This window comes from Pseudomonas sp. FSL W5-0203 (genome assembly GCF_001896155.1).
GTDB lineage: Bacteria > Pseudomonadota > Gammaproteobacteria > Pseudomonadales > Pseudomonadaceae > Aquipseudomonas > Aquipseudomonas paracarnis.
Genome location: NZ_MPOR01000015.1, coordinates 1 through 26,050, shown reverse-complemented (window position 1 = coordinate 26,050; position 26,050 = coordinate 1). Strand labels below are relative to the sequence as shown.

Below are 26,050 nucleotides of genomic sequence, written 5' to 3'. Positions count from 1 at the left end.
GTCAGGACTCAATCGGGAAAGTATTTTTTTGCCTCTTCCGTGGTATAGCGCAGAAAGATCTGCACCGCCTGCGGAATCAAGCGTCGTGACAGTAGAAAAGCATACAGCGACATGTTCTGGAGGGTATAGCCAGGTAAAATACGTACCAGTTTTCCGCTCTCAACGGCCTCATTGGCGCTGGGCAAATTGAACTGCGCGATGCCAAGTCCGCGCAGAGTAAGATCCATGCGCGCATCGTTCGGTGTGGCAAGCAGGATGGCTTGCACCGGCATCAGGTGTTTATGTCCTTGGGGGTCGATGAGCTCCCACTCGGGTTCTCCCTGACGCCCAAGGCAGGGCCATTGCAGGAGATCGTCCGGTACACGGGGAGGTTTCCTGCCGGCCAGTAACAGGGGAGAAGCGAATAACCCTTGTGGCATTGAACAGATTGGCCGAGCAACCAGCGACTTGTTAATCACTTCGGCGCGGCGATGACTGAAGTAGACATCCACTGGCTCTTCAATGGGGTTTGGCACGCGTGTGCTGGCCTCCACTTCAAAATGAATTTCGTGCTGTTCTTCCAGCATTCGAGCGATAGCCGGGTTGATAAACCAGTGCACAACCTCGGGCGATCCGACGACCCGGATACGTCCTCTAATTTTTCCATCATCCGACTTGATCGCGCTTTCAACCTCCTGAAGGCCTTCGAACAAGGGCGCGATTTCGCTATAGAGCCGCTCGCCCGGGTCCGTCAATCGCATAGAGGGCATCCGATTGAACAAGCGCAGACCCAGGTGCTCCTCCAGCCGGGTCACGGCGCGACTGATGCTTGAAGTGTTCTGCCCAAGCCGTTCAGCCGCACGGCTGAAGTTCAATGTTTGCGCGGCAACGAGGAAGGTGTGGTATTCGCTCCACATGGCGTTGCTTTTATGCAATGTATAGTTGCTCCATATGGCATGGCTAAAATTAATAGACTAACACTATCATCACCAAGTCTGAGAGCCATTTAGCGTATAGGAGTTCAACTGTGACCTCGATAAATCGTATTTTTGCCAGCCTAGTTGCCTTGATGGGGCTGGGGCTATTGTTAGGTGGAGCTTACCTCTTAACCCTTGGCGGATCGTTTTATTACGTGCTGGCCGGATGGGCTTATCTGAGCACTGGCGTCATGCTTTGGCGTAGGCAAGTTTGTGGAGTATGGCTGCTGGTAGCGGTTGCCGTGCTGAGTGTTCCATGGGCGCTCTGGGAGTCAGGCACGTTCTATTGGGCGCTGTTTCCACGCCTGCTCGTACCGGCAGCGTTGGCGAGCATCGGCTTGCTCCTGTTATCCACTTGGTCGCCTGCGGACTCCCGGCGTCGGATACGCGGCCTGGGTGTACTAGCGCTATTAGGGACGGCTGTGTTCTTTGGGCTTGCCTTTACTCCACATGGTGTCGTCTCGCCTGTCTCGGGCACACCTTTTACTGCAGCAGCCACAAACACCACGCCTTCAAATTGGTCCGCATATGGCCGAACCACTGCGGGTACGCGCTACGCGCCCTTTACGCAGATCAACCGTGACAACGTTCAGGACCTGAAAGTGGCCTGGACGTATCGTACCGGCGCGAAGATCCAGTTGGACAAGGGCGCCGTGGATTCGAACACCCCATTGCAAATTGAAGATACGTTGTTCACTTGCACACCCGATGATCGCATTGCTGCTATCGATGCAGATACGGGGGTAGAACGTTGGAAATTCGATACCCATAGTGCATCTCCTATCTGGAACCGTTGCCGCGGCCTGGGTTACTACAAGCTCAAGGAGGCGCCGGCTGATGGCGTCTGTGCGGAACGAATCGTCAATTCAACCATCGATGCGCGCCTGATCGAACTAGATGCCAAGACCGGCAAGCAGTGCCCAGGTTTTGGCAGCGACGGCGTCGTCGACCTGAAGCAGGGCATGGGCGACGTTAAGCCTGGGTTCTACTTTCAGACTTCCGCGCCGCTGGTGGCGCGCGACTACATTATTATCAGTGGCTGGGTAGTTGATAACTACAGCCGCGGTGAGCCGTCAGGCGTGATCCGCGCCTTTGATGCCCGCACCGGCGCACTGGCATGGGCGTGGGACCTGGGCAACCCGGACATAACCGGCTTGCCACCGGCGGGGCAGACCTACACGCCCGGCACGCCCAACATGTGGACCGCCGCTGCCTATGACGACCAGTTGGGTCTTATCTATGCGCCGCTGGGAAATGCCACGCCGGACTTTTTCGGCATGGAGCGACCACCGCACTCGGATGAATACAACTCTTCCCTTGTCGCCCTCGATATCATGACGGGCCGCCCGAAATGGAAATTCCAGACCGTCCATCACGACATCTGGGACTACGACTTGCCTTCTCAACCCGCGCTGGTCGATTTGCCTGACGGCCAAGGCGGAACCATCCCCGGGGTATTGCAAACCACCAAGCGTGGCCAGCTTTTCCTGTTAAATCGCGCCACCGGAGAGCCGATTGCGGACGTCGTCGAAAAGCCCGTGCCTACGGCCGGTGCGGTACCTGAAGAAAAGCTTTCGCCTACACAGCCTTATTCGGTAGGGATGCCGACTATCGGTGCCGAACACCTCACCGAGAAGAAGATGTGGGGGGCAACCATGTTCGACCAACTCATGTGCCGCATCATGTTCAAGCAACTGCGCTACGAGGGCGACTTCACGCCGATCGGTCTGACCAAGGCGCTGGATCAGCCCGGCAATATCGGAGGATTCAACTGGGGTAGCGTCTCCTACGACCCCGTTAATCATCTGGCTTATATGAACGATATCCGGGTGCCGAACATCTTTTGGCTGATGCCTCGTGATGAATTCAATACTTGGACAAAAACCCACCAGATCGAGGTGAGCGGACATGGGCCGTCACCGCAGTTGAAAACACCTTACGGTCAAGCCATTTATATCTGGATGTCATCCCTAGGGGTTCCGTGCAACCAGCCGCCCTATGGGACCGTCGCGGCGGTCGATCTGAATACGCACAAGGTGGCCTGGCAAGTGCCGGCTGGCACCACAGAGCAATTGGGGCCACTGGGTATCGCATCACACCTGCCCATGCCCATGGGCATGCCAACTTATGCAGGAACGATGACCACGGCAGGCGGCCTAGTATTCTTTGCCGGTTATCAGGACTACTACATCCGGGCATACGACGGGCAAAGTGGCAAACTCGTCTGGGAACATGAATTACCGGTCGGCGCCAGCGCCACGCCGATCTCCTACGTCTCGCCGACGACGGGCAAACAGTACGTTGTCATTTCCGTAGGCGGGGCAGCGCATTCTCCCGACACCGGTGACTATGTAATGGCCTTCAGCCTTCCGACATCCCAACCGTGAAGCATCTGCAGCGACAGCAAAAGAAGGCGTTACCTGTACATGGCCAGCGCTGAATACGTGTTCAAAGCTGACGAGAAACCGGCGATGGCGGGCAGTCCTTATAAGCCCAGGCTGTCGCCGGCCAGGCGTGGCATATATTTTGTCGTAGGCTTATTCCTCGGGACCTGCACGACGCTGTGCAACGGCCTGGTGGCGAGCAATCTAGGCGTAATCTCTGGCTCTATTGGCGAGTACACGGCTCAGGTCTCGTGGTTGGTGGCAGTTTTTTTGGCGATCAATGCCAGCGCCAACCTGACCTTGGTCAAGGCCCGGATGCAGTTCGGAATCCCTTTGGTCACGGCAAGCATTGTCGGTACCTACATCGCTGCCTGTGTGCTGCAGTTACTGTGGCCCACTTTGACAACTGCGGTCATTGCCACGGCGATCAACGGCTTGATGTGCGCGACGTTGATCGCCTTGAGTACCTATTATCTAATGCAGGCCATAGCCCCATCGGCCCAGCCGATGGCCCTGATTATCAGCGTAGGGCTTACCCAGATAGGATCGCCGGTGGCGCGCATGATTCCCGTGGAATTTCTCGCCTCGGAACATTGGCTGGGGCTGCACTTGTTGAATCTAGGCATTGGTATGGCGGTGTTGGGTGTGACGTTGGCGGTGCCTTTGCCACGCAGTGATAGGGCCAGCGTGTTTGCTGCCTCGGACGCAGTGGTGATTGTATTGCTGGTTTCATCCTTCCTGCTGTTTGCCGGTGTGCTTGGCCTCGGCCGGAGCTATTGGTGGACCGACGCGCCCTTTCTCGGCTGGATGCTGGTGGCGGCTATCTCGTTGCTGGTGACGGTGGTGTTCATTGAACGACGTCGGCGTCAGCCGCTGTTGCAATTGGAATGGCTGGGCAGTTTCGACTTGATGCGTTTTGTTGCGATTGCGCTGCTGGTTCGGCTATCGCTGGCCGAGCAGACTTTCGGCTCGGTAGGTTTGCTATCAATGGGCGGGCTTAATAACGATCAGTTGCGTGTCCTGTTTGCGTGCGTACTGGTGTCGATGCTGATAGGGATCGTCGTCGCTTGCCTGACGTTGTCGCCCAAACGTATCCCCTGGCAGGTCATGGTCGCGGCTTTGTTTATCGCAACGGGAGCGTATCTGGACTCGCAATCCACCAGCCTCACGCGTGCGCCGCAACTGTACCTGAGCCAGTGTTTGATTGGGTTCGGTGCGACGCTGTTCATCGGGCCTGCCTTGATCTTTGGCTTTCTCAAACTGTTCGCGAAGGGACCTCAGTACATGATCACGCTCGTGGTCCTGTACGGGGCGAGCCAGAGTATCGGCAGCCTGGCAGGGTCGGCTGTAATGGGCAGCTACGAGTTCATCAGAACCCAGTCCCATATCGCTAGCCTGGCGGACAGTGCGCCGATCACCAATCCCCTTGTCGTAGCGCGCCTCGGCATTGGCGAGGCGTTGCTTTCGAGTCATATAGCCGACCCGGAACAGCGCCAGAAACAGAGCAGCAAGCTGCTAGGACAAGCGTTGCAGCAACAGGCTAGCGTACTGGCATTCAATGACGTCTTTCGCATGGTGTCAGTGCTGGCTTTTGGCACCGCGATGTATGTGTTTTATCTGCAGATGTCGGCTTTTTTCCTCTCGCGCATCCGTCGCGAGCCTGAGAACGTAAATGACTGATTCCATGACTGTTCCATCGGATGTTGAACACACTGCTTTTCATTGGTCGCCCCCGCCCCGGGGCCGTTTGCAAGGCATCATCATGGTGCTGGCTGCGATTGGCGTTATTACGATCGTCCTGTACATCTGGAAGTTGCCGCCTTTTGACGCAGGTCTGCAACAGACAGATAACGCCTATGTGAGGGGGCGAACCACGGTGATTGCCCCTCAGGTCAGCGGCTATATCGTCCAGGTGGCCGGGCAAGATTTCGCGCAGGTCAAGCGAGGCGAGGTCCTTGTGCGTATTGACGATGAGGTCTATCAGGCGCAGGTAGATGAGGCGACGGCCAATCTTGGCGTCGCCAATGCCGACCTCTCCAACAACCAGCAGGCGCACGCTGCTCGCATGGCGGGCATCGAGAGTCATGTTGCAGCTATGGCCGGTGCGCAGGCGCGCTTATTGCGTGCCCGCGCTGACATGCAGCGCGCAAACGCGTTGGTCATGGATGGCGCCATTTCTACGCGCGAGCGCGACCAGGCACGAGCCGATTTCAGTCAAGCCCAGGCCGAGGTACAGCAGGCGGGTGCGCAAGAGTCGATTGCTCGGGAGGAGTTGCGTACCGTGGATGTCGGCCGTGAAGGTCTGGAAGCCCAGGTGCGGGTGGCACAGGCAAAACTGCGTGCGGCTCAGATTGATCTTAATCACACGGTCATCCAGGCGCCGGAGGATGGCGTGCTCGGAGAAGTGGGCGTGCGGTTGGGCCAATTCGTGACCCACGGCACACAATTGATGTCGGTAGTGCCCGCTGATCACTGGATAGTCGCGAACTACAAGGAGGCGCAGACTAAGGCTATTGCGCCCGGCCAGATCGCGACGCTCAGGATTGATGCGTTAGGAGGGGCGACGCTAACGGGGCATGTCGAGCGGCTCTCACCAGCGACGGGCTCGGAATTCGCGGTGCTCAAGCCGGACAATGCAACGGGCAATTTCGTCAAGGTACCGCAGCGTATCGGGGTGCGCATATCTGTTGATCCGGACCAGCCTTTCGAGTCTTCGCTGCGCCCGGGCATGTCGGTTGAGGTCGATGTCGATACGCGTCATCGGTGAGGAGGCGGGTAGTGGACCATCAGCATTCAGTTGCTGTTGAGAGCCCCCTGGAGCGTATGGGCAGGTAGCAAACGACTGTTAATCATTGGGTTCCAGGCCCGGCTTTCCCTTAGGGAACAGGTGCCCCGTAATCGGAGGGTGCTTTACTTTGCCACGACGTTGTCCCGTGTAAAAAATATGCGAGCGTGCCGAGGTTGAAAGCGTTTCAAGATTGGCTATTCGAGGAGGTTCATGCGGCTTAGGGCATGCACTCGAAATCGGCAATCACATCGGTAGCTCAGTTCAGCGTTCGGCGAACGCTGTCTTATGAGGTGTGACTAATTTATGATGCCAGGATGATAAATTTGGATGCAGCATCATGAGTACACGTTCAGACCTTTTGACCAGCGCCGAGGTTCTGCTGCGCACGAAAGGCTATGCGGCCTTCAGCTATGCCGACCTTGCGGACGACATCGGCATTAAAAAGGCGAGTATTCATCATCACTTCCCCACCAAGGAAGGCTTGGCAATTGCCATCGTCGAGAGCTACCTGTTCCGGTTTAAAAAGCAGCTGGACGCTATCAATGATGAACACGTCAGTGTTGTCGACCGGCTGAATGCCTTCGCCTTGATGTTCGCTCACAGCAGCCTGAACGGGATGCTTCCACTCTGTGGAGCCTTGGCCGCAGAGCTTATGGCCCTGCCTGAAAGCCTCAAAGAAATGACAAAGGAATTCTTTGAGATCCATCTCACTTGGCTCCAGGAAAATATTAAGCAGGGTCAAGATCGAGGAGAGCTTAAAGCCGAACTGGATGTAACCCGGGTTTCAAGGTTCATATTGAACACTTTAGAAGGTGCGAGCTTTGTTTCTTGGGCGATGAGCGATGATTACGAGAAATCTTCGGGATTTGATTTGATTTTATCTACCCTTCGTCACTAAAGACGTAGCAAGTACGTTTATAGACTCTACCGCTGCACTCTCTGCCCGGGGGCGTCTTTCATCGCTGTATCTTTGGTACATATTCCAATAGTCTCTCGACTTGATCGCCTGCCAAGAGCAGGCGGCCTTGAGTTATTTGATTCGGGGTCGCGAGCCAATCTACGCTGTTTTAATTAGCGCAGACTAAAACTACCAGATAGATCACTCGGTATTATCTGGTGTGCGGTAGATTTGCATCCAATGACGGGGAGGTTTGCTTGTAGGCGGCGCTTCTTCCTGACCGCGAATTGTACAGTACCGCCCATGTTTAGCGGCGACCGCGCTCTTGGCTGCGTTCAAAGTGACCTCTTGAAACGAAGCTCCATCTCGTCCCAATACGTGGCCTGGGGCATAAACAGCGATAAACCTCCTTGATTTTATATCTATGCGGAGACGGTCTTGTGCCATCAATTCGTACAGTTACATAAAACAAACCTGATGCTTAGAGCTGTGAGATGACCTGTGCTGGCGTCACTCTCGGAGTGATTCTGTCGGTCACGACTCCCACTGTGTTGTCATCAATATTCCCAAATCCTCTATGCAGCCTAGCTTTTCGAAGCTATTGGTATCGTCATCTTCCTTGTAAGCCAACCTACTACTTGGTAGGCTTGTTTCTCTTCCGGTCGAATCGTCCGGCTTATCTGAAGAGGAACGTCCAATGAGCAGCAATCTGAATGGTATCGATGTCGCCGCACTCCAGAATTTCGCCGAAGGCGTTGCTGGTGATGCGACTAAGCGCCACGCAAGCTTCAACGTTAAGACTGCTTGGAAGGGGCAGACCCGTTCTGTAGCCAAAGTCAGCCGTTACAGCTTGGCTGGTGAAACCTATTCCCGCGATTTTGAAATTGCAGCCGATGAGCCGAATGAATTGCTTGGCGAGAACACCGCGCCCAACCCTCAGGAGCTGCTGATGGCTGCTCTCAACGCCTGCATGTCGGTCGGCTATGCCGCCAATGCCGCGATGATGGGCATCAAGATTCACAGCCTGGAGATCGAGACTGACGGCACCCTCGACCTGCGCGGTTTCCTAGGCATCGACGAAAGCGTTAACCCAGGCTACGACGAGGTGAGTGTCGTCATTCGCCTGCAAACCGACGCCTCCCGTGAGCGTGTAGAGGAGCTGCACAACGTAGTGCTCAAGACTTCGGTCAACTACGCAAACTTCTCTAAAGCCATTCGCATGCTCCCTAAGCTCGAAGTCATCGAAGGCTAACCGTTCTGGCCATAGGTCAGCGCGGCACCTTGCCGCTGGCGACCTCTTACGAATCTAATACCGGAGTCTGTAATGAGCGATTTTTTTGCAGGTAAAAAACTGTTGGTTGTTGGCGGCACGAGCGGCATGGGCCTGGAAACAGCGCGCCAGTTTTTAAAGGCAGGTGGCAGCGTGGTTCTCACCGGCAGCAAACAGGATAAAGCCGATGCTGTGCGCGCCGAGCTGAGTCAGTTGGGGACCGTATCAGTGATCGTTGCCAACCTCATGACCGAGGAAGGGATGAATCATGTACGCAACGAAATCAATGCCAACCACAGTGACATCGGCTTCATGGTGAACTCTGCAGGCATATTCATTCCGAAGCCTTTCATCGAGCACGATGAGGCTGACTACGACATGTACCTGGATCTGAACCGCGCCACATTCTTTATCACGCAGGCCGTGGTCAAGAATATGCTTGCTGCCAAGCGCGAAGGCTCCATTGTTAACATCGGTTCGATTGGCGCGCAGGCCGCGCTGGCCGGCTCTCCAGCAACCGCTTATTCGATGGCCAAGGCGGGCCTGCACGCAGTCACCCGAAACCTGGCAATTGAATTGGCTCCCTCAGGTATCCGAGTCAATGCCGTTTCGCCAGGCATCGTTCACACCTCGATCTATGAAGGTTTCATGGATAAGGACGCGATCCCGGATGCGATGAAGTCGCTGAACGACTTCCACCCACTGGGTCGAGTCGGTGTTCCTGAAGACGTCGCCAACACCATCCTCTTCTTACTCTCCGATAAAACCTCCTGGGTGACTGGTGCTATCTGGGACGTCGATGCAGGGGTGATGGCGGTGCGTGCCTAAACACCGAGGCAAGCTCTGCGTGTAGCGCCTCTCATTGGGGCGCTCTGCAGCACGCCGCTCCGGTGACAAGGGTGCTGGTTGTAGGAGTTTCAAGTGTCCATCAAAAGCCGCGCTGCTGAGCTACGCGGAAACCGCTTACAGGCTTTTTCCCGACTTTTTGTGATCAGCGCGAATGAGGGGCTGCTGCCGTTATGCGGCGCCTTGGCGGCGCAAATCGCTGCGTTGCCTTTGTCGCTCCAAGGGCTCACAAGGGAATTCTTCAATTCGCAGCTCACTTGGCTCCAAAGCACCCTCAATGACGCCGTCCGGCAGCACAGCTGATCGCTGGGAACATCTGTTGAGCACTTCGCTTTCATGCTTCTGAGCATGTTGGAGGGAGCAAGCCTCATTGATTGGACATTGGGTCGCTCAGCCGACCCGTTGGCTGGCTTTAACCATTTGCTTGAAATGGCCGCAATGCAATCTTCACTTCTCCGTGCAGGATAAAATATGCAAACCCCTTCGAAAAAATATGTAGTCGATATCTGGTCTGATTATGTGTGTCCCTGGTGCTGGATTGCCAAGCGTCGTTTTGAAAAAGCACTCGAAAACTTACCGCAGAAGGACGATGTACAGGTCAACATTCGGGCCTATCGACTGGCTGCAAATCACGCCCCTGAACCGATGATCGCGGCACTGAAACGTAAACTCGGCAACCCAGACTCCGCAGCGGCGATGATGAGTACGGTCAGTAAATATGGCCAGGCTGACGGGCTGGATTATCGCTTCGACACCATGATGTTTGGTGACACAGCGGATGCTCATATCCTGGTGAAAGCAGTTGAAGACACGACAGTGAAAAAGCGCCTTGTTGAGGCGCTGTACGAGCAAAGTACCAGTCACGGCAAGTCGCTTTTTGATCGCGTCAATTTGGAGGCGATTGCGAAGGAGGCAGGTGTGCCCGGTGAATCAATTCAGTTGGCGCGGTCATCCGTGGAGCTGCGTGTTGAGATGCTAGAGGACGAGCATTTCGCAGCCCAACTGGGTTCCGGCGTGCCACTTTTTGTCTTCAACAACGCGTTCTCGGTGTCAGGTGCTCAGCCAGAAGCGATCTTTCTTGAAGCGCTGGATCAAATGGTTGCTAAAGCGAGAACCGGGGATAGCTCATTGATGGGTCAAGTCTGCGGCATTGATGGCTGCGAAATTTGATGGACAACGGAACGGGGGTACTCAGAAGGTGCCCCCTTTTCCTTAACACAACATGTGAGATCCCAATGAGCCGTATCGTTGAATTGAGCGCTCCCCAATTTGCCCGCTTCGTAGCCAAAGGAAGCAGTGTCGTAATGTTCTCAGCCTCTTGGTGCAAACCCTGTAAAGAAATGAAGCCAATCTTCATTGAGCTGGAGGAAAAGCTCCACTCTCTAGCAGTTTTTGGGAAGATCGATATCGCGGCGTCTCCGACAATCGCGCAGATGTACGGCATCCGCTCTGTGCCGTCGTTGGCGGTGTTTCATGAAGGCCGACTGTTGAAAGTCTTCGCTGGGTCTAAATCGGTCTCGGCCTTGAAAAAAGCAATCATCACTGAGCTGGAAGATGCTAGCTAACCAAGCATCCCTCCGCGACCTATAAGCCAAATCAGCTACCTGTCTCCCTATGCGCAAGGCTCACTTTTCCTGGGCCAGCATCACTTGGATGAGCGCGGTCTTCATTGAATATTTCCGTTAGTAAAGCGTTGGCTCGTTTGTAAGCGTCATACTTGAATTCGGTATCGTCCTGGGCCTGAGCGGCCATCTCCTCTAGCATCTCCAAACTCAGGCGGCGGAATCGATCCGCACGCTCACGAGCTTCGTAGCGTCCTATCCCGAGTTGCTCCAAAACCCCGGCGCCCGAGGGGCAATGCGCTTTCAAATGTTTCTCGCTCGACTTCTTCCACACCCATCTGACGTAGGGTAATGATGTGCCCCATAGCTATACCAGTACAGCGGGTGTTGCAGAGCGAGGAGATCCGCCTGTTCCACCGCTCTCTGCTCAGCTTGAACGTCGATATTGAAACCGGGGTAGAGGTCGTACAGCGAACGGATTGCGACAGCGGGATTGCTGGCTGCCAGATTGAGCATCAACATGTTGACGTTGGATTTGTCAGGGTAAGGATGGGCGTAAATGATCAGAATCACGGAGTAGTCCCCACAAACCTGGCGTTCTCCAAGAACGGAAAAGCTCCCTGTTCGTTGAGCATGGCCGCACTCAAATAACAGGAAGCTAATGATCTGAAGGTGAAGCCTTACTCGCCGGCTTGCAGCTTCAATACTTCTTGGGTGGTCACAGGTTTGCCACCAATACCCCAGTCTCCACTTTTTACCTCTTCGAAGATGACCCACGTGAGAGCGCGCATGTTTTCGCCTTCAACCGACACCATAGCGTCAGTCACTTTGCGAATCACCTCAGCTTTTTGCTCGTCGGAAAAAACGCCTTCAATCCCTTTGATAGTTACGAGTGGCATGGTGTTCTCCTAGATGTTTGTGAAGGAATATCAGGCTTTGGCCGCTGCGTATTCCGGATAGTCGGTGTAGCCCTTATCAATCGAACCGCTTACGCCGTAGTAGGTCGCGCGATCACCCTCGGCCAATGGCCAATTGTTCTGCATGCGCTCTACCAGATCAGGGTTGGCAATGTAGGCGGTGCCAAAGGCAATCAGATCTAGCTCGCCTTTGGCCAACTCAGACTCTGCAATCTCTTTGGTGAAGCCGCCCGCAGCCATCAAGGTGCCCTTGTACGCTTCACGGAATGCAGCGCCGAAACCTGGTGGCGTTTGCGCGGCGAGGATGGTCGGTTGGTAGTTCAGGTGAACAAATGCCAGCTCTCTTTCGTTGAGGGCAGCCGCCATACTCATCCAGGTTTCTTCTTCGCCTTCGTACACCCCGAAGTCATACAGTCGACCAAACGGAGAGAAGCGAACGCCAATCTTCGATCCGCCGATTTCAGCAGCAATCGCATCAATGGTCTCCAGCAGGAAGCGTTGACGGTTCGCAATAGAGCCTCCGTACTGATCAGTACGAGTGTTCAGGGCGCTGCTCAGGAATTGGTCGAACAGGAAGCCGTTGGCTGCCATGATTTCGATACCGTCAAAGCCGGCGTCCATGGCCATCCGTGCGGACTTCACGAAGTCAGCGATGACGCGTTTCACTTCTTCAGTTTCCAGCGCACGTGGAGAGCTGGGCTGTACAGGGCCAGATTTACCGGGCTCGATCCAGGCATACACCGTGGTATCTACCGCAGGCACCGTGCCCGAGGAGACTGGCACCATGCCGTGTACCGATGTGTGGGACATACGGCCTACGTGCCAGAGCTGCGCGAAAATCTTCCCGCCTTTGGCGTGCACCGCGTCAGTCACTTTGCGCCAGCCTGGTAAGTGCACATCTTCGTAAATGCCAGGGGTGTACAGATAGCCGCGAGCCTCATCGGAAATAGGCAGGCCTTCGGTGATCAGCAAGCCGGCGGAAGCTCGTTGCGCGTAGTAAAGCGCGTTGGATTCATTCGGAATGTTGTTCAAGGTTCGGGTGCGAGTCATGGGGGCCATGACAATACGGTTTTTCAGCGGAGTACCGGCCAGATCGTAAGGTGTGAACAGCTTATTCATAATTAATCTCGACGTCGTTGAAAGGGAAGAACATCGGCGTTTGAATTAGGACTTATCAAACGCGTCGAGTACGTGGGTGCTGTAGACCAGCGCGGCACCGGCATTCATGTTGATAGCTACACCCAGTGCTTCGGCGACCTCTTCACTGGTCACACCGAGCTTCTTTGCTTCAGCGGCGTGAAATGCAATGCAGCCATCGCAGCGAGTCGTCACGGCCACTGCGAGTGAGATGAGTTCGCGAGTCTTGGCGTCTAGATGATGGGTTTTGCTTCCGGCGGCACCGAGAGCAGCCATACCCTTCATGGTTTCAGGTGACAAGCCATTCAGCTCTATCAAACGAGTGTTGATGTCTTTCCGGGTTTGCTTCCAGTCTTGCATGGGATTCTCACAGGGATGTCGTTGGTTGCAGATATTTAAGATCTGAAACAAAGCTACCATCCAGTTGGTAGGGTTTCAACGAGTCTGGGGTGATTTTTAATATCAATGCAATTTAATAGGCGGCTTTACGCTGTTTTTTGGAAGGAAATTTCGAGTGAAAAATATCGCTTAGCTAGCTGGAGGCTTATCTGGCGGGTTGTTTAGCAACTCAACCATTTCATACCACTACGTCTTTTGGTGACACCAGTGTCACTGATGCGACCGAGCAATTGGGGGCTTTCAAAGGGCATCAGATCTTCATAGCTGACCACTACATAGCTGCGGCGGACAGAGTGGTGAATGGGCGTGGAGCGACCCAAAACACTGCAACGCAGAAAGAGCCAAATGGTTTCTTTCTAATGATGCGACGCAGCGTCTGCTCGAGATACTGGATCAGGGAAAAACCAAGCTTTCGAAATTAGGTTGGCTGCAAAAAACGGAAGATTGGCTAAGCTCGCAATAGGTGATGCGTCAGGTTGGTCAGGAAGACACCCGTTGTAATACGTGCCGAATGAGAGCAATGGATATGCGCAAGAAGTCCCGGTCATGGTTTGTCCCGCTCCTGCTTGTTTTTGCCGTCCTGTGGGCAGTGGGGAAGAAGGACACGCCTTCAGCCCCCGCACAGTCAGGCGTTCTGAGCGCGCCGAGTACGTTTGAGTCGACTTCTCCAGCCTCACCCTCAACGCCGGCCCCTGTCTCTGCGACTGAGCACTTTGTAAGCGCTGATAATCTCAATGTCCGGAATCAACCAAGCGGTAAGGTCGTCTCAAAGCTGAAGCGCGGGGAAAAGGTTCAGGTTTTCGAGACGCGCAACGATTGGGCACGCATCAGTATTGATGGTCAATCACCGAAGTGGCTTTCGTCAAAAAGCTTGTGCAGCGGGTCGGGCTGCTACTTCGTTTCGAAACCCAAACCAGTGACGCAGCCAGTACAGCCTGCTCGCCAACAGACTCCAGCTTACGGCTCCTCGTGCCCCTGTTCCTCTGGAAACGTGTGTATAGGGCCTAGGGGTGGTCGATACTGCATTACCTCTGGCGGTAACAAGCGGTATGGCGTATGAGCGATTACCGTCTCCTTTTCCTACAGCCCAATGAGTTACCCTGCTTTGACAAGCTAATCCAACGCGACTAACTTTCATGGCGTGATGCGTTCATGCGCTCGCGCTACACAGCGTTTCTATGTCTCCACCACGTTTTTCGTGGCACCGGTTTGACTAACAGGTAGCAAATGACTGTTAATCATTGGGTCCCTGGTTCGAGTCCAGGTCGTGGAGCCAGATAGAGAAAAGCCTGTAGAGATACAGGCTTTTTTTTCTTGGGATTTGACCCAGCAACCCAGCGCGCTTCCCATGACGCCATCAACGGGCATGATCCGTATGCTTATTTGAAGGGCGTGCTCACGCGCCTGCCTTCGCAGCGGGCGAGTGAGATTGAAGTGGCTGGGTCCTAAGCAATTTTGATTACTACCTTACCAAAGGCGCCTCTGGCCAAATGTTCGTACGCTTCGCGTGCTTGATCGACTGGATACACGTGGTCGATTACCGGGCGAATCTTGTGCTCGTTCAAGAATTCGTTCATTCGGTCAAATGCCGAGCGTGGAGCAACGGCTATGCCGCGAATCGTTGTTTGCCGGAAAATCATAGGCATCAGGTTCAAGGTAGAGGTCTGGCCTGTCAGAAAGCCGATCTGTGCGATACGTCCACCTGCCTTTGTTGCAGCAATCGATTGATTGATGCCGTCACCGCCTGCCACATCCAGCAGGAGATCCACTCCCTTGCCGTCAGTGAGCTTCAGAACTTCCTCTGCCCACTCAGGGGTAGTGCGATAATTTATACCCGCAACAGCGCCCAGTTTTTTACAGCCTCCAGATTGTCATCACGGCTGGAGGTGACGATAACCTTGGCTCCCAAAGCTGTAGCAATTTGTGCTGCAAAAACAGAAACACCTCCAGATCCCTGAACCAAGACGGTTTGCCTGCGCACCAAGACGGGCGAGTGCAAGATGTGTTCGGCAGACGCTTACGGTGAGTGGGCCGGACGGTTACCTTACAGTTTCAAAGCGAACAAGGATTAACCAGGTTTACGATAGAGGTCATCGTCATCCCCGCTCTCCCTCGCCCCGTGTCCCTTACATAATCCTTTTCAGTGCCCACCAAGGTTCGTTTTCCTGGTTGGAGCAGGGTTTCCACAATGAGCTTTTTCTTCGCGATATCCGGTTTAAAACTCGGCTCTACTGGCCAAATCTGCACGGCATAGTCTTGGGCGAACAAAAGCAGATTGGGAGCGGTATCTACCGGCGTTTGTAGGTGCGCGCACATGACGTCGCTGGCTCGTACTTCAACAACTGTTTTGTAGTGGGGCTTGTCGTAACTGGCCAATATCAATTTTGTCCGAGTCTGAACCCCCAGCGCTTCCTGAGGGTGGCAAGGCGTCACTTCTCCATAGGCGTAGGCGCACCAATTCACCTGGGTCATTGTGACAATTTCCTCAGGCTTTAATAACAAGTCTTTCTGGATGTTCAACTGGTCTTGCGGTTTTTCGTAGGGGATTGTCGTGCAGCCAGTGAGCAATGCGAGTGCGAACAGAGTGACGAACTTGAAGTACATGGCTTTCATTTCCTATGAATTACATCGACCTGATAGAAACGACTTCCACAAAACGGAATTTTTTCCTAGCCGCCTTGGTAGCGTCTTACTCAGATAGGATACCTGGGAGAGACTCTTGCTCGGGAGGCGGGCTGCAGAGATGCAGGCTTTTTTTGCCTAGGATTTGGCCTGCATGGCGCGATTCGCAAGAAGCCAACTCTAGCGCTTCGATTTAGACAGGTTTGCTTTTTGATTTGGCAGGCAGCGGATTAACAAGCATTCGATTCAATTCTCCAGCGAGCGCTATCAACTGCTGTTCCAACGCTTCGACCTCTGACACGCTGATGCCATTGTTGAGAACTTGCAAGGTTTTGGCTTATTTCTTCGAGGCTGGCGCTAGGTTATAGGTGTCCTGGGACACCAATGCCTGCCGCAGTAGATTGTTGATTACGGTCTGATAGCCGGTGCCTGCACTCTGCGCACGTTCACGGGCGGCTTCGATCACAGCATCGTCCAGCATGATCGTGATACGGGTTTTGCCTTTGTTGCTTGCGATGACGCCGCGCTTGGCGTTACTGAAGTCGTATTCGTCTTTCATGGCTCAAACCTCCAGGTACTGGCGCCGTTCATTTTTGGATGCATGAAAAGCGATGAAATGGACGATCGGCTGTGACGATCTATATCGTGGACACGCCATTTTCCCTCCGATCAGTTGGAGCTTGATCTTGCAGAGATTGCCTGCGGATTTCCGTGCGCAACGGGCGTCTGTTTACGTAGCCATGTTCTGTATGCTTTGTCGGAAGGCATGCATAGACATGACCGAATGCCATATCGAAGCGTTTGAGTGGTAGGCGGGCTGCGTTTGAGCCCAGGTCGCGGAGCCTCAGTTAGCAGCGTTCTCACGAGCATCAAGCCCCCGACGCGGCAACTGCCCATTAAGCACGACGTACGCCGCCAACCCAATCAGCAGCCCCCAAAACGCCCCGCCAATCCCGAACAACGTGATATTGGCGGCCGCTGCCAGAAAGGTAATCAGCGAAGCCTCACGGGAGCTGGCATCGGCCATGGCGCCGGCCAGGCTGCCGCCGATAGTGCCGAGCAGGGCGAGCCCGGCCAGGGTGGTGATGAAGGTGGCCGGAAAGGCCATGAACAGCGCGGCGAGGGTCACGCCGAAAACCCCGACGAGGATGTAAAAGACGCCCGCGGCAATCCCGGCGATCCAGCGCTTGGAGGGCTCTTCGTGGGCTTGCTTGCCGGTGCAGATGGCGGCGGTGATCGCCGCGATATTGAACGCGTGCGAACCAAATGGCGCCATAAGCAAGGAGCCCAGCCCGGTAATACTCACGATGGGGTTGGCACTGGTGTTGAACCCATCGTTGCGCAGCACCAGCATGCCGGGCATGTACTGGCCGGTCAGGGTGATCAGAAACAGCGGCAGCGCGACGCTGAGCAAGGCGTTGAGCGAAAACTCAGGCCGGGTGAATATGGGCGCTGCCAGTTGCAGTTCCAGGCCCGACAAGTCGACCCGTCCCTGAGCCATCAAGAAGGCCAGTCCCAACGCCAGAATACCCACAACCGCGTAGCGTGCGGTCAGGCGTTTGAGCACGAGGTAGGCAACAATCAGCAAGCCGACCAGCATCGGGTCAAGGCTCATGCCGCCGAAAGCACCGATGCCGAACTGCAACAGAATACCGGCGAGCAACCCGGCGGCCACGCCTGGCGGGATCAGCCGGATGACTTTTTCGAAATAGCCGGATAAGCCCAGCAGCACGAAGGCCGCGGCCGAGATCATGTACGCGCCCACCGCCTCGGCATAGGGCGTGGTGGACAGGGCCACAACCAGAAAGGCAGCAGCCGGTGTGGACCAGGCGGTGATGATAGGTGTGCGGGAAACCCAGCTGAGAAACAGCCCGGTGACCCCCACGCCGATGGACACCGACCACACCCAGGACGCCGTCAACTCAGGGCTCAGCCCAGCGACCTTGGCGGCCTGGAACACCAGAATGAAGGTGCCGCCATAATTGACGATGACCGAGATCAGGCCGGCGACAATCGGCGGGATGAGGTCGCTGAGGCGAACCGATGCGTTGGGTGTTGACGAAGGCATGGCGTTACGTTGCTCCTTGCAAATGGCGAAGCGCAGAGTCTACGGATAAACTGGCCTGCTTCTTCCTGCCAATTTATTCATATAGAGCAGACCGCATGGCGCAAACCTTCGAGCTCGAAACACTGAAAATCCGGCTCAACGATGCCGAGTTTCAGCGGCTGGATCTGCACCTGCGAATCCAGCGCGCCTTGCGGGCATTGATTCTTGAGGGGGCCCTTGATGCGGGCCTCAAGCTGCCGGCAACCCGAGTTCTGGCCAAAACGCTAGGCGTTGCCCGCGACACGGTTGAGAACGCCTATGTGCATTTGCACCGGGACGGCTTCATTGTGCGGCGCGAGGGCTCGGGCAGCTATGTATCGGAGGCAGTGGGCACCGAGTTACGCGGGGCTGCGCGCCAGCGCATCAACATGCAAGACACCCAGCGCAGTGATGCAGTGCCAGGGGCGGGCTTGAGCCGGCGCGGCCGGATGATGTTCGATACGGGTGGCGTGACTGATCAACAGGCGGTGAAGGCCTTCGCCACCGGGCTGCCGGAAACCCGTACCTTTCCTGTCGATATATGGGAGCGCCTGCAACGCCAGGCCATGAAGGACTACCGGGGTAACGTCCTGTTGCATGGCGACCCGCAAGGCGCCGAGCCTTTGCGCAAGGCGATCGCCACCTACTTGAACCTCGAGCGCGGCGCCAAATGCTCACCCAGCCAGGTTCTGGTACTGAGCAGCACTCGCCAGGCCCTGTACCTGTGTGCCCAATTATTAGTGGATGCCGGCAAGCCCATCCTCCTGGAAAACCCCGGTTACTACGGTGCCAAGAAGGCTTTTGAAGCGGCCGAGACCCAGGTGGTGCCTATTGAAGTTGATGCACTGGGGATCCGCACCGACCTGCTGCGGGCAGACCGCAGCGGCGCCAATTGCGTCTATGTGACGCCTTCGCACCAATACCCCACCGGCGCCACGTTAGCGCTGGAGCGCCGGTTGGAGCTGATCAACTGGGCGGCCGAGCAGGGCAAGTGGATCCTCGAGGACGACTATGACAGCGAGTTCCACTACGACGGGCCGCCGATTGCCTGCGTCCAGGGCCTGGACCCGTACCAGCGCACGATCTACCTCGGCACCTTCAGCAAAACGCTCTATCCCGGATTGCGGATGGGCTACATGGTGCTGCCTGCCGAACTGGTCAGCGCATTCACCTATGCGCGAAGCATCATGGACGGTCACACGCCACAGATCCTCCAACTGACCCTGGCGCGCTTCATGGAGGACGGCCACTACCACGCCCATGTCCGGGCCATGCGCAAACTGTACGCTGCGCGCCGGGCCGTCATGCTCACCGCCATCGGCAAACACCTGAAGGGGATTGCCACAGCCTTGTGCCCCCATGGCGGGCTGCAGATGCCCTGCCTTTTGGCCGATGGCTGGTCGGAGGAAAACACCATCCGTCAAGCTGCCAGCGCAGGCGTGCAGTTGCCCGGACTCAGTCGGTTGTACGCCGGCGAGGAGAAGAAACAAGGTTGGCTGTTGGGGTATTCATCCTTGACTGCCCATGAAATCGAAACAGCCATGGGGCGGCTGGCTGCTGCGCTGCGCAAGCAATAGGCCCGTGCCGTTCAGTGCGCGAGGTATCTAGTGCCTGCTCGGGGTTTGAACCGCAGGCAGGATGGAGTCGAACCATTGCGCCAGGTTCGAGCCTGATAGCCGCTGCACCTGATCGACATCCATCGATTCATCCTCACCGGCGGTGTAGCACTGATCACCACTGCGCCTGTCATCGGGATAGACCATAAAACCACCACGGCCGTCAGGGCAGTCGGGCAGATACACCGAGGACAGGTCGCGTTGCTCATCAAGGTGCGCGTTCAAGCGCGCGATATAGATACCCATCGAAACCGCCACGCCAATAACCAGCACCACACAGGCGACCAACTGGCCGGTATAGCTGGCGCCAATCTCATCACGACGCACGGGCGACATGACACGACCCTGTCTGCTCAACATTCTGGCCAATCAGAAACCAGCCACTGCCTCCCATGCGTACCAGCTGAGTTTGCTGTGGAAGGATGCCCACCATCAGCGCGAGGAAAATCACGGCTAACAGCACCCCTTTGATCATCGAATACAGGTTCATGACGGTGACGAGCTCTGGATAAGAAGAGCCTTAGCCTAAGCAGCACGGGGTTAACGTCAGGTAAACATCACGGGAAACAGCCCGACTTCCGCTATCCTTCACACCGCTGCGCACTGCCTGCCCGAGGGGTTTTTTCCGTGCATATTCATCTGCTGCTGGTCGAGGATAACCTGGACCTGGCTACCACCGTCATCGAGTACCTGGAGATCAGCGGCATCGTCTGCGATCACGTCAGTAATGGTCAGACCGGACTTAACCTGGCCCTCAATCAGCATTACGACGTTATTCTCCTAGATATCATGCTGCCGCGACTGGATGGCCAGCAGGTATGCGATCGGTTGCGCCAGCAAGGCATCCAGACGCCGATCCTGATGCTGACCTCGCTGGACGCGTTATCCGACAAGCTCGCCAGTTTTGCCGCTGGCGCCGACGACTACCTGGTCAAGCCGTTCGAACTGGCCGAACTGGTCGCCAGGATTCGTGCCCTGAGCCTGCGTCGCAGCGGCCAGACCAGTCGGCTGCAAGTGGACGACCTGGTGATGGAACTGACCACGCGTAAAGTCAGCCGGGCAGGGCAGGAGCTGCATTTGTCGCCCATCTGTTGGACCTTGTTGGAAAACCTGATGCGCGCAAGTCCTCAACCGGTCTCTCGGGAGCGCCTGGAGGCGAAGATCTGGGGCGATGAGCCGCCCGACAGTAATTCGCTCAAAGTACATATGCATCGGCTGCGCAAGACGGTAGACAAACCCTTTGGCCGGCCGTTGATTCATACCCTGGCGGGTGTCGGCATTCAGGTAAAACCCCATGCGTAACGGCCTGAGTCTGAAGTGGGTAATCAGCGGCAGTTTCCTGTGTCTGATTGCGGTGGTGCTGGTGATCTACAGCAAGCTGCTGCCTGAATTCACCGTGCGCGGCCTGTTCTACACGGCCAGCGCGATGATGGAGGAGGAAGCTCAGTATTTTCTCCGGCATTACAAACAGGACCCGACCACGCCGACGCCGCACAATTACTTCTACACCAGCGTCATCGGCAAGGAGGCGTTGCCGCAGGACGTGCGCGAGTTGCTCACTACATCGCCGAGCCTGTCCTTCGGCGCGGTGAATATCTTTGGCGATCTCTATTCCGATGACGACGACGAGCCCTTCCAGATCATCCTCGAACAGCCCCTGGGTGACGGCAAAATCCTCTACATGTACGACATCGATCACGATAAGGAAGCAGGGGGAGAGGTCGAGACGCCGTTGTCTGACGCCTATTTCGATCAGGTCATAGAGAGTGTCAAGTTCATCAGCCTGGCGGTCTTCGTGCCGGCGCTGATCATCATCGCCTTGCTGGTCTGGTGGCTGGTTCGGCCGCTGGGGCGCCTGGTGCAATGGTCCGGCACACTCAAAGACCCTGAGGCACTGACCGGCACACGGCCGGGTTTCAGTTTCAAGGAGTTCAACATGCTGGCTGATGCCCTGGCCAAAAGTGTTGAGCAGGTGCAGGCCGCCAGCCAGCGCGAAGGCCGCCTGTTGCGCTACACCAGCCATGAACTGCGCACGCCCCTGGCGGTGCTCAAGGCCACTATCGAATTGTTGGCCCTGCAATCGGGCGGTGTGCTGCCACCCTCATTGCAGCGCATAGAACGCTCGGTGCTGAATATGCAACTGATCGCCGAGACATTGCTGTGGATGAGTCGCGAGCGTCCAGAGCCGCTGCCGGAAGAAGACGTTGACCTGAGCGAGCTGGTGGGCGGCCTGATTGAAAAACACCGCTACCTGATCGGTCACCGGGATATTGAGCTGAGCATCGACATCCACAACGAACCTTGCCGACTGCCCCCTACGGCGTGTCGTATCGTGATCGGCAACTTCCTGCGCAATGCGCTGCAATACGCGGAAGAGGGCACGGTGGATATCAGTTTCAAATACCCCCGGCTGGTGATTGCCAATTACATCAACGAGGCCAAGCCGCGGCAGGAATCTGACGACTATGGATATGGTCTTGGGTTGCAGTTGATGCGGCAATTGTGCGCAAAGCTGGGCTGGCAGATTGAGGTGATCCGTGAGCAACAGAGGTTTACAGTCATTCTTGATTTTACGAGCGGGCGGGCTGTCGAGTCAGAACGTTAAGGCTGATAGCGCCTCATAGAAGCGCCAACCGGGTTAGGAACGGTTTTATAGCTGCGCCTCAGCATGCAGTCCCCGCTTCCCGCGCGCCAGTGCATAACCACTGACACGCAAGAAGGGCCAGGGCGTTACAACGTCTGCACAATGACCTGGCTTTTCAAATCGTTGACCATGCCTTCAATCGCCGGCTGCATGGCCGCAAAATCCTCCGGCGTGCAGAGAATCTCTGGCTTGCTAAACACATATTGGCGCGTGATCAGCACCGTATTGGCCTTCTTCACATAGGTCGAGCGGTAGTCGAAGCCCGCCTGTTTCACCGACACCGCCTTGGGCACCGCGAGGATCTTCACCTTGGCGGGGAACTCCAGGCGCGCTACTTCTGATATCTCACTCGAAAGGCAGGAGAAGTTCTGAGTGCGTTCCTTTTCAGCCATCAAGGAAAACACGCTCTGGCCAATACCGCCGGCCAGGCTGGATAGGGTAGGCACCCCAGTCGGGCCCGGCAGGTTCACCAGGTTGCTGGTGTGGCCATTGATCGCGAACTTGAAGGTATTGGCAGTACTGTCCAAAGCGTCAGTTTCGATCACTCCGCTACCGGATTGCCCAAACATGCTCAGGACCTGTTGCACCAACTGATTACGGTCGGCTGGCTGCATGGCCTTGAGCATGAAGCGGTTAAGCTCCGCGCCCCAACCGTCGATGGTGGAGTCGTTGGTAAAGTCTGCAGCGCCTTTGGTGTTGACCTTGAACACCATGGTTGTGTCCACTTTGCCAGGCTGGCGGGACGGTGTCTGCTTACGTTCACCGGTCTGTGTCAGCAATACCGGTTTGCCGAGTTCGGGCAGAGGCAGGTAGCCAGCGGAGATGGGTGTCGCGGTGGAGTCCAGGTACAGATCGAGGCTGGGTACATAAGTGATTACATGGTTGAGCACGCCCAGGGTCGGCACCTGGGGCAGTACGTAGGCGTTGTCGGCGTTGATCAGTGCGGGCGAGCTTTCAATGGCGACGGCTTTGAGCAGCGCTTCAAGCAGGGCTACATGGTCTTTGCAGTCGCCATAACGGTTATCCAGCACCGCCTGCGCTGAATGCGGCACCACGCCACCGGCACCGACGTACACGGCCACATAGCGAATGTTCTTGCGTACCCAGTCACTCAGCACCAAGGCCTTGCTGCGTGGGTTGTCGAGGTTGGCGGTGAGTTCCTTGGCCAGTTGGGTTATGGCCGGGGTCACTTCTACCTGTGCGCGTGCGGCGTAGGCCTGGGCAAACTGTTTGTAGTCGGTGAACGTCGATACGGCCAGCAGTTGCCCGTAGTCGGTGTAGGCAACGGAGCCATCTTCCACGCGATTTTTCTTGGTTTGTTCCACGTCCCAGCGGTACACCGTTCGCCCGTTGGCGTTGGCTGGCGTGGACGCTTTGAAACCCCGTGAGTCGGCGTACAGCTTCATTTCGGCGGGCATGTCGTAGCTCAGGCGCACCTGCTCATTCTGGTAGAAATCCGGCGAGAAAAGGTCTTCGAACTGCCCCGCAAACAACGGCGTATTGCGATGGCGCTGGTACCGCAGAACCATGCGATCACCCACTTGCAGCTCCGGGAAGATCACCACTTTGACCCGCGAGTCCTGAAACATCGGCGCCTGGGCAGACTCCAGTTCCTGCTGCTCCTTGATCCGGTCTGGTGTTACCACGACTTTGCGGCCATCGGATTTGAGAGTGTAGGCCTCGACAATATCCAGAGTTTCCAGGGTGCGATTGTAGGTCACAGAGCGCTGGGCGTTGGAGGTGATCGCGCGCTCTTCATTGATCCGCATAACCCGTTCGACATCCAGCACAAAGCTACCGTCGGGGTTCACGACGTAGGACTGGATGTTTTTTTCGTGGGTCAGGGAAAGGTCGGTGTAATCGGCACGGGCTGGCGTCGTCAACAGCGCGCAGACCGTGACTGCCAGCACACCGAACAGGCGTAACGAAGAGAGCGGGAGGCTTTGCATAGAGATCCTTCTGAGCTAGGGGGCGCCATTTCACCGGCCGTGTGTTCCTGAATAAGCCGATGGATAGGACTCGCAAGTGCTTCGCCTACTCAATTGGCTGACGTTCAGGGGTTATGAAGATTTTTAGGTTTCTCTCGCACGCTATGTGTGCCGAGACTTCCCATTGAGTAAGACGTTTTCGAAGGATTTTATTTAGCGCTGGTTAATCAGAAAGTTAAAAGCTTTGATCCGTGTCTCCTGGGAGAAGAGGTATTTTTTTGACGGCCGATGATCTTTCCCGTCCTCTTATTTGATATGCCGATAAGGCGTTCGCCATTGATACCTCCGCCCTGGAAAAGACCGGTTCAGCTCGCCGTTGGCGGTATTGCCGATGCGCAATTGATGCCGCACGTCGCCGGCGATACCACCACGGCAATCCGCACCGCTTCGCAGTGCATCGTCGACCGCACCAGGCGTCCAGTCACGCATTGCAGATGCTGCGTAGCTGATACTGCCTGGGCCGGCCGATTACCTAAGCGAGCTTCACATTCATGGTGATGTGGGCGGTGAAGACCCTGACGCCACCCGCATCGAAAATCTCGACCGGCACGATCTTGTCCCCCGCAGTCTGCCAATCGATAGCGCTGCCATCGGCAACAGCGCGGATATCGGTTTTCGCCTTGGCCAGGTATTCCACAGTCATGCCTTTGGGAATCCAGCGTGCGCCTGCGGGGATCGACGCGTCGGTCATCATGCCGCCGGCCAGTTCGGCGGCGTTGCACAGTGCGATGGCATGCACCGAGGCCAGGTGGTTGGTGATTTCCTTGCGAAACGGCACGGTGACCACCGCATGGTTGGGTTTGAGCTCCGCGATCTCGGGAGTGATGGTGCTGAAGTAGGGCGCCATTTGGCACGCCAGGTTGCTGAATGCGGCGGGGCCTACGCTATTGAACATGCTCAGGGCTTGGCTCATCGGAATATCCTCAAGGGGTAGTTGCAGAATAATATTCTGTAACAGAACAATATTCTGTAGATTCCATGGCTGTCAACCTGAGCTTTCTCTGCTGGGCGCTCAGCCTATAAACTATTTCGATTTGGCGTTCTCCCATGCACTCCATCGATCTCATTGAGCGCACCTTCCCCGGCAGGCGCAGCGACCTCAAACGCACCATCCTGCGTGAGGCGCTGGCCTGTTTTAACGAGGCAGGCATCGAGGCGACCAACATCGAGACCATTCGTGCGCGCTGCGACACCAGTGTGGGGGCTATCTATCACCACTTCGGCAACAAGGAAGGGCTGGTCGCCGCGCTGTTCTTCGCTGCGCTGGAAGACCAGGCCGCCCTGCGTGACCACTACCTGCAAGCGGCGGATACGGCCCATGCCGGTGTGGTCGGCCTGGTGTACAGCTACGTTGAGTGGGTCACCGCCCAGCCGGACTGGGCGCGGTTTGTTTTCCAGAGCCGTTTCGCCGTGTCCAGCGGGCCGTTCAAGGACGAGTTGATTGCCCGCAACAAGCAGCGCAACCAGCAGTTGAAGGAGTGGATGGGCGGGGAAGGGCGCAAGGAGCACTTCAGTCATTTGCCCGCAGAACTTATCCCTTCGCTGATCATTGGCGCGGCCGAAAGCTACTCGCGTGCGTGGCTGTCGGCGAAGGTCAAAAAAAGCCCCTTTGAGTACCGCGAACTGCTGGCTGAAGCCGCGTGGAAGTCGATCAGTATTCCACATACACCGCCGATCTCCTGTGGGAGCTGTCGAGCTTCAGCGAGGCTGCGAAAGCGGTGGTTCAGGCGATGAAGAGGTTGCCTGTGCCGCCGCCATCGCAGCCTCGCTGGGGCTCGACAGCTCCCACATTTGGGCGGTGTTGCTGTCGAGAGTTGTGTTTGGCGCGATGGCCCTGCAAAGCGGTATTCCACATACACCGCCGATCCCCTGTGGGAGCTGTCGAGCTTTAGCGAGGCTGCGAAAGCGGTGGTTCAGGCGATGAAGATTTTGCCTGT

23 protein-coding genes and 6 pseudogenes are annotated in these 26,050 nt (G+C 56.1%); 15 read left to right on the top strand and 14 right to left on the bottom strand.

What is annotated here, in order from left to right; genetic code table 11:
* Nucleotides 1-8 precede the first annotated feature (8 nt).
* On the bottom strand, nt 9-914 hold the full coding sequence (locus BOP96_RS15260; protein ID WP_014719245.1) for a LysR family transcriptional regulator: 906 nt from the start codon (nt 912-914) through the stop codon (nt 9-11).
* Between the two features lie 92 nt (nt 915-1,006).
* On the opposite strand from BOP96_RS15260, the gene BOP96_RS15255 reads away from it, so the two are divergent.
* From BOP96_RS15255 to BOP96_RS15210, 9 genes and pseudogenes are all read left to right on the top strand, one after another.
* Entirely contained in the window at nt 1,007-3,343 is a 2,337-nt protein-coding gene (locus tag BOP96_RS15255; protein WP_073453221.1) for a membrane-bound PQQ-dependent dehydrogenase, glucose/quinate/shikimate family, read from the top strand.
* 39 nt (nt 3,344-3,382) lie between these two features.
* Nucleotides 3,383-5,020, top strand: coding sequence for an MFS transporter (locus BOP96_RS15250; RefSeq protein WP_073453219.1), 1,638 nt, complete (start codon nt 3,383-3,385; stop codon nt 5,018-5,020).
* Nucleotides 5,013-6,107 (top strand): HlyD family secretion protein, encoded by a 1,095-nt coding sequence (locus BOP96_RS15245; RefSeq protein WP_038450971.1) that lies wholly within the window; start codon nt 5,013-5,015, stop codon nt 6,105-6,107. The genes BOP96_RS15250 and BOP96_RS15245 overlap by 8 nt, the downstream gene beginning before the upstream one ends.
* Before the next feature lie 358 nt (nt 6,108-6,465).
* Complete coding sequence (locus BOP96_RS15240; protein ID WP_038450970.1) at nt 6,466-7,026, top strand: TetR/AcrR family transcriptional regulator; 561 nt, start codon at nt 6,466-6,468, stop codon at nt 7,024-7,026.
* Nucleotides 7,027-7,723: 697 nt separating this feature from the next.
* A complete protein-coding gene (locus BOP96_RS15230; RefSeq protein ID WP_014719240.1) occupies nt 7,724-8,278 on the top strand; it encodes an OsmC family protein in 555 nt (184 codons plus the stop codon).
* Nucleotides 8,279-8,350: 72 nt separating this feature from the next.
* Complete coding sequence (locus tag BOP96_RS15225; protein ID WP_073453217.1) at nt 8,351-9,124, top strand: SDR family NAD(P)-dependent oxidoreductase; 774 nt, start codon at nt 8,351-8,353, stop codon at nt 9,122-9,124.
* Nucleotides 9,125-9,256: 132 nt separating this feature from the next.
* Nucleotides 9,257-9,610, top strand: a pseudogene (locus BOP96_RS30880) (TetR/AcrR family transcriptional regulator); the annotation flags it as partial.
* A gap of 3 nt (nt 9,611-9,613) precedes the next feature.
* A complete protein-coding gene (locus tag BOP96_RS15215; RefSeq protein ID WP_073453215.1) occupies nt 9,614-10,312 on the top strand; it encodes a DsbA family oxidoreductase in 699 nt (232 codons plus the stop codon).
* A 65-nt stretch (nt 10,313-10,377) separates the two neighbouring features.
* A complete protein-coding gene (locus BOP96_RS15210) occupies nt 10,378-10,707 on the top strand; it encodes a thioredoxin family protein (RefSeq protein ID WP_038450968.1) in 330 nt (109 codons plus the stop codon).
* 31 nt (nt 10,708-10,738) lie between these two features.
* Here BOP96_RS15210 and BOP96_RS30535 read toward each other — a convergent pair.
* The 5 genes and pseudogenes from BOP96_RS30535 to BOP96_RS15185 form a co-directional block, all read right to left on the bottom strand.
* Nucleotides 10,739-11,069 (bottom strand): annotated as a pseudogene (locus tag BOP96_RS30535) (glutathione-regulated potassium-efflux system protein KefC); the annotation flags it as partial.
* A gap of 1 nt (nt 11,070) precedes the next feature.
* A pseudogene (locus tag BOP96_RS15200) lies at nt 11,071-11,277 on the bottom strand (NAD(P)H-dependent oxidoreductase); the annotation flags it as partial.
* A 107-nt stretch (nt 11,278-11,384) separates the two neighbouring features.
* Nucleotides 11,385-11,603 carry a tautomerase family protein gene (locus BOP96_RS15195; RefSeq protein ID WP_014719236.1) on the bottom strand — a complete coding sequence of 73 codons (219 nt, stop codon included), beginning with the start codon at nt 11,601-11,603 and terminating at the stop codon, nt 11,385-11,387.
* A 30-nt stretch (nt 11,604-11,633) separates the two neighbouring features.
* Nucleotides 11,634-12,740 (bottom strand): alkene reductase, encoded by a 1,107-nt coding sequence (locus BOP96_RS15190; protein WP_073453213.1) that lies wholly within the window; start codon nt 12,738-12,740, stop codon nt 11,634-11,636.
* Nucleotides 12,741-12,785: 45 nt separating this feature from the next.
* Nucleotides 12,786-13,118: a carboxymuconolactone decarboxylase family protein gene (locus BOP96_RS15185; RefSeq protein ID WP_014719234.1), complete on the bottom strand. Its 333-nt coding sequence runs from the start codon at nt 13,116-13,118 to the stop codon at nt 12,786-12,788.
* 505 nt (nt 13,119-13,623) lie between these two features.
* Between BOP96_RS15185 and BOP96_RS15180 the strand changes: the two genes are divergently transcribed.
* Both BOP96_RS15180 and BOP96_RS29660 read left to right on the top strand, forming a co-directional pair.
* Nucleotides 13,624-14,217, top strand: a complete 594-nt coding sequence (locus BOP96_RS15180; protein WP_306372330.1) for an SH3 domain-containing protein — start codon at nt 13,624-13,626, stop codon at nt 14,215-14,217.
* A 296-nt stretch (nt 14,218-14,513) separates the two neighbouring features.
* Nucleotides 14,514-14,606: pseudogene (locus tag BOP96_RS29660) on the top strand (transposase domain-containing protein); the annotation flags it as partial.
* Here the strand turns inward: BOP96_RS29660 and BOP96_RS15165 are convergent.
* From BOP96_RS15165 to BOP96_RS15145, 4 genes and pseudogenes are all read right to left on the bottom strand, one after another.
* Nucleotides 14,603-15,129 (bottom strand): annotated as a pseudogene (locus BOP96_RS15165) (zinc-dependent alcohol dehydrogenase family protein); the annotation flags it as partial. The pseudogenes BOP96_RS29660 and BOP96_RS15165 sit on opposite strands and share 4 nt — an antisense overlap.
* A gap of 80 nt (nt 15,130-15,209) precedes the next feature.
* Entirely contained in the window at nt 15,210-15,761 is a 552-nt protein-coding gene (locus BOP96_RS15160) for a hypothetical protein (RefSeq protein ID WP_073453211.1), read from the bottom strand.
* Nucleotides 15,762-15,972: 211 nt separating this feature from the next.
* Nucleotides 15,973-16,338, bottom strand: a pseudogene (locus BOP96_RS30530) (BrnA antitoxin family protein).
* 285 nt (nt 16,339-16,623) lie between these two features.
* Nucleotides 16,624-17,847: a benzoate/H(+) symporter BenE family transporter gene (locus BOP96_RS15145; RefSeq protein WP_060767634.1), complete on the bottom strand. Its 1,224-nt coding sequence runs from the start codon at nt 17,845-17,847 to the stop codon at nt 16,624-16,626.
* 95 nt (nt 17,848-17,942) lie between these two features.
* Here BOP96_RS15145 and pdxR point away from each other — a divergent pair, with 95 nt between their 5' ends.
* Nucleotides 17,943-19,442 (top strand): MocR-like pyridoxine biosynthesis transcription factor PdxR, encoded by a 1,500-nt coding sequence (gene pdxR / locus BOP96_RS15140; RefSeq protein WP_058410780.1) that lies wholly within the window; start codon nt 17,943-17,945, stop codon nt 19,440-19,442.
* A 27-nt stretch (nt 19,443-19,469) separates the two neighbouring features.
* Here pdxR and BOP96_RS15135 read toward each other — a convergent pair whose 3' ends face one another.
* Both BOP96_RS15135 and BOP96_RS30080 read right to left on the bottom strand, forming a co-directional pair.
* Entirely contained in the window at nt 19,470-19,817 is a 348-nt protein-coding gene (locus BOP96_RS15135) for a hypothetical protein (RefSeq protein ID WP_019817533.1), read from the bottom strand.
* On the bottom strand, nt 19,798-19,971 hold the full coding sequence (locus tag BOP96_RS30080; protein WP_014719228.1) for a hypothetical protein: 174 nt from the start codon (nt 19,969-19,971) through the stop codon (nt 19,798-19,800). The genes BOP96_RS15135 and BOP96_RS30080 overlap by 20 nt, the downstream gene beginning before the upstream one ends.
* A 137-nt stretch (nt 19,972-20,108) precedes the next feature.
* Between BOP96_RS30080 and BOP96_RS15130 the strand changes: the two genes are divergently transcribed.
* On the top strand, nt 20,109-20,783 hold the full coding sequence (locus BOP96_RS15130) for a response regulator transcription factor (protein ID WP_019817535.1): 675 nt from the start codon (nt 20,109-20,111) through the stop codon (nt 20,781-20,783).
* Nucleotides 20,776-22,086: a sensor histidine kinase gene (locus BOP96_RS15125; RefSeq protein ID WP_073453207.1), complete on the top strand. Its 1,311-nt coding sequence runs from the start codon at nt 20,776-20,778 to the stop codon at nt 22,084-22,086. The genes BOP96_RS15130 and BOP96_RS15125 overlap by 8 nt, the downstream gene beginning before the upstream one ends.
* Nucleotides 22,087-22,211: 125 nt before the next feature.
* On the opposite strand, the gene BOP96_RS15120 is transcribed toward BOP96_RS15125, so the two are convergent.
* Together BOP96_RS15120 and BOP96_RS15115 are read right to left on the bottom strand one after the other, a co-directional pair.
* Nucleotides 22,212-24,074 carry a DUF3857 domain-containing transglutaminase family protein gene (locus tag BOP96_RS15120; RefSeq protein ID WP_073453204.1) on the bottom strand — a complete coding sequence of 621 codons (1,863 nt, stop codon included), beginning with the start codon at nt 24,072-24,074 and terminating at the stop codon, nt 22,212-22,214.
* A gap of 511 nt (nt 24,075-24,585) precedes the next feature.
* Nucleotides 24,586-25,026, bottom strand: coding sequence for a hotdog fold domain-containing protein (locus BOP96_RS15115; protein WP_014719223.1), 441 nt, complete (start codon nt 25,024-25,026; stop codon nt 24,586-24,588).
* A 134-nt stretch (nt 25,027-25,160) separates the two neighbouring features.
* Between BOP96_RS15115 and BOP96_RS15110 the strand changes: the two genes are divergently transcribed.
* The gene (locus tag BOP96_RS15110) at nt 25,161-25,847 is read left to right on the top strand and encodes a TetR/AcrR family transcriptional regulator (RefSeq protein ID WP_073453202.1); all 687 of its coding nucleotides are present in this window, start codon (nt 25,161-25,163) and stop codon (nt 25,845-25,847) included.
* Nucleotides 25,848-26,050 lie beyond the last annotated feature (203 nt).

Bases quoted from the DNA above. Each gene is read 5' to 3' on its own strand.
- pdxR (WP_058410780.1), top strand. From the start codon at position 17,943: ATGGCGCAAACCTTCGAGCTCGAAACACTGAAAATCCGGCTCAACGAT.
- BOP96_RS15210 (WP_038450968.1), top strand. From the start codon at position 10,378: ATGAGCCGTATCGTTGAATTGAGCGCTCCCCAATTTGCCCGCTTCGTA.
- BOP96_RS15180 (WP_306372330.1), top strand. From the start codon at position 13,624: ATGCGTCAGGTTGGTCAGGAAGACACCCGTTGTAATACGTGCCGAATG.
- BOP96_RS15135 (WP_019817533.1), bottom strand. From the start codon at position 19,817: ATGTCGCCCGTGCGTCGTGATGAGATTGGCGCCAGCTATACCGGCCAG.
- BOP96_RS15160 (WP_073453211.1), bottom strand. From the start codon at position 15,761: ATGTACTTCAAGTTCGTCACTCTGTTCGCACTCGCATTGCTCACTGGC.
- BOP96_RS15120 (WP_073453204.1), bottom strand. From the start codon at position 24,074: ATGCAAAGCCTCCCGCTCTCTTCGTTACGCCTGTTCGGTGTGCTGGCA.
- BOP96_RS15145 (WP_060767634.1), bottom strand. From the start codon at position 17,847: ATGCCTTCGTCAACACCCAACGCATCGGTTCGCCTCAGCGACCTCATC.
- BOP96_RS15110 (WP_073453202.1), top strand. From the start codon at position 25,161: ATGCACTCCATCGATCTCATTGAGCGCACCTTCCCCGGCAGGCGCAGC.
- BOP96_RS15190 (WP_073453213.1), bottom strand. From the start codon at position 12,740: ATGAATAAGCTGTTCACACCTTACGATCTGGCCGGTACTCCGCTGAAA.
- BOP96_RS15125 (WP_073453207.1), top strand. From the start codon at position 20,776: ATGCGTAACGGCCTGAGTCTGAAGTGGGTAATCAGCGGCAGTTTCCTG.
- BOP96_RS30080 (WP_014719228.1), bottom strand. From the start codon at position 19,971: ATGAACCTGTATTCGATGATCAAAGGGGTGCTGTTAGCCGTGATTTTC.
- BOP96_RS15250 (WP_073453219.1), top strand. From the start codon at position 3,383: ATGGCCAGCGCTGAATACGTGTTCAAAGCTGACGAGAAACCGGCGATG.
- BOP96_RS15185 (WP_014719234.1), bottom strand. From the start codon at position 13,118: ATGCAAGACTGGAAGCAAACCCGGAAAGACATCAACACTCGTTTGATA.
- BOP96_RS15230 (WP_014719240.1), top strand. From the start codon at position 7,724: ATGAGCAGCAATCTGAATGGTATCGATGTCGCCGCACTCCAGAATTTC.
- BOP96_RS15215 (WP_073453215.1), top strand. From the start codon at position 9,614: ATGCAAACCCCTTCGAAAAAATATGTAGTCGATATCTGGTCTGATTAT.
- BOP96_RS15195 (WP_014719236.1), bottom strand. From the start codon at position 11,603: ATGCCACTCGTAACTATCAAAGGGATTGAAGGCGTTTTTTCCGACGAG.
- BOP96_RS15225 (WP_073453217.1), top strand. From the start codon at position 8,351: ATGAGCGATTTTTTTGCAGGTAAAAAACTGTTGGTTGTTGGCGGCACG.
- BOP96_RS15115 (WP_014719223.1), bottom strand. From the start codon at position 25,026: ATGAGCCAAGCCCTGAGCATGTTCAATAGCGTAGGCCCCGCCGCATTC.
- BOP96_RS15245 (WP_038450971.1), top strand. From the start codon at position 5,013: ATGACTGATTCCATGACTGTTCCATCGGATGTTGAACACACTGCTTTT.
- BOP96_RS15240 (WP_038450970.1), top strand. From the start codon at position 6,466: ATGAGTACACGTTCAGACCTTTTGACCAGCGCCGAGGTTCTGCTGCGC.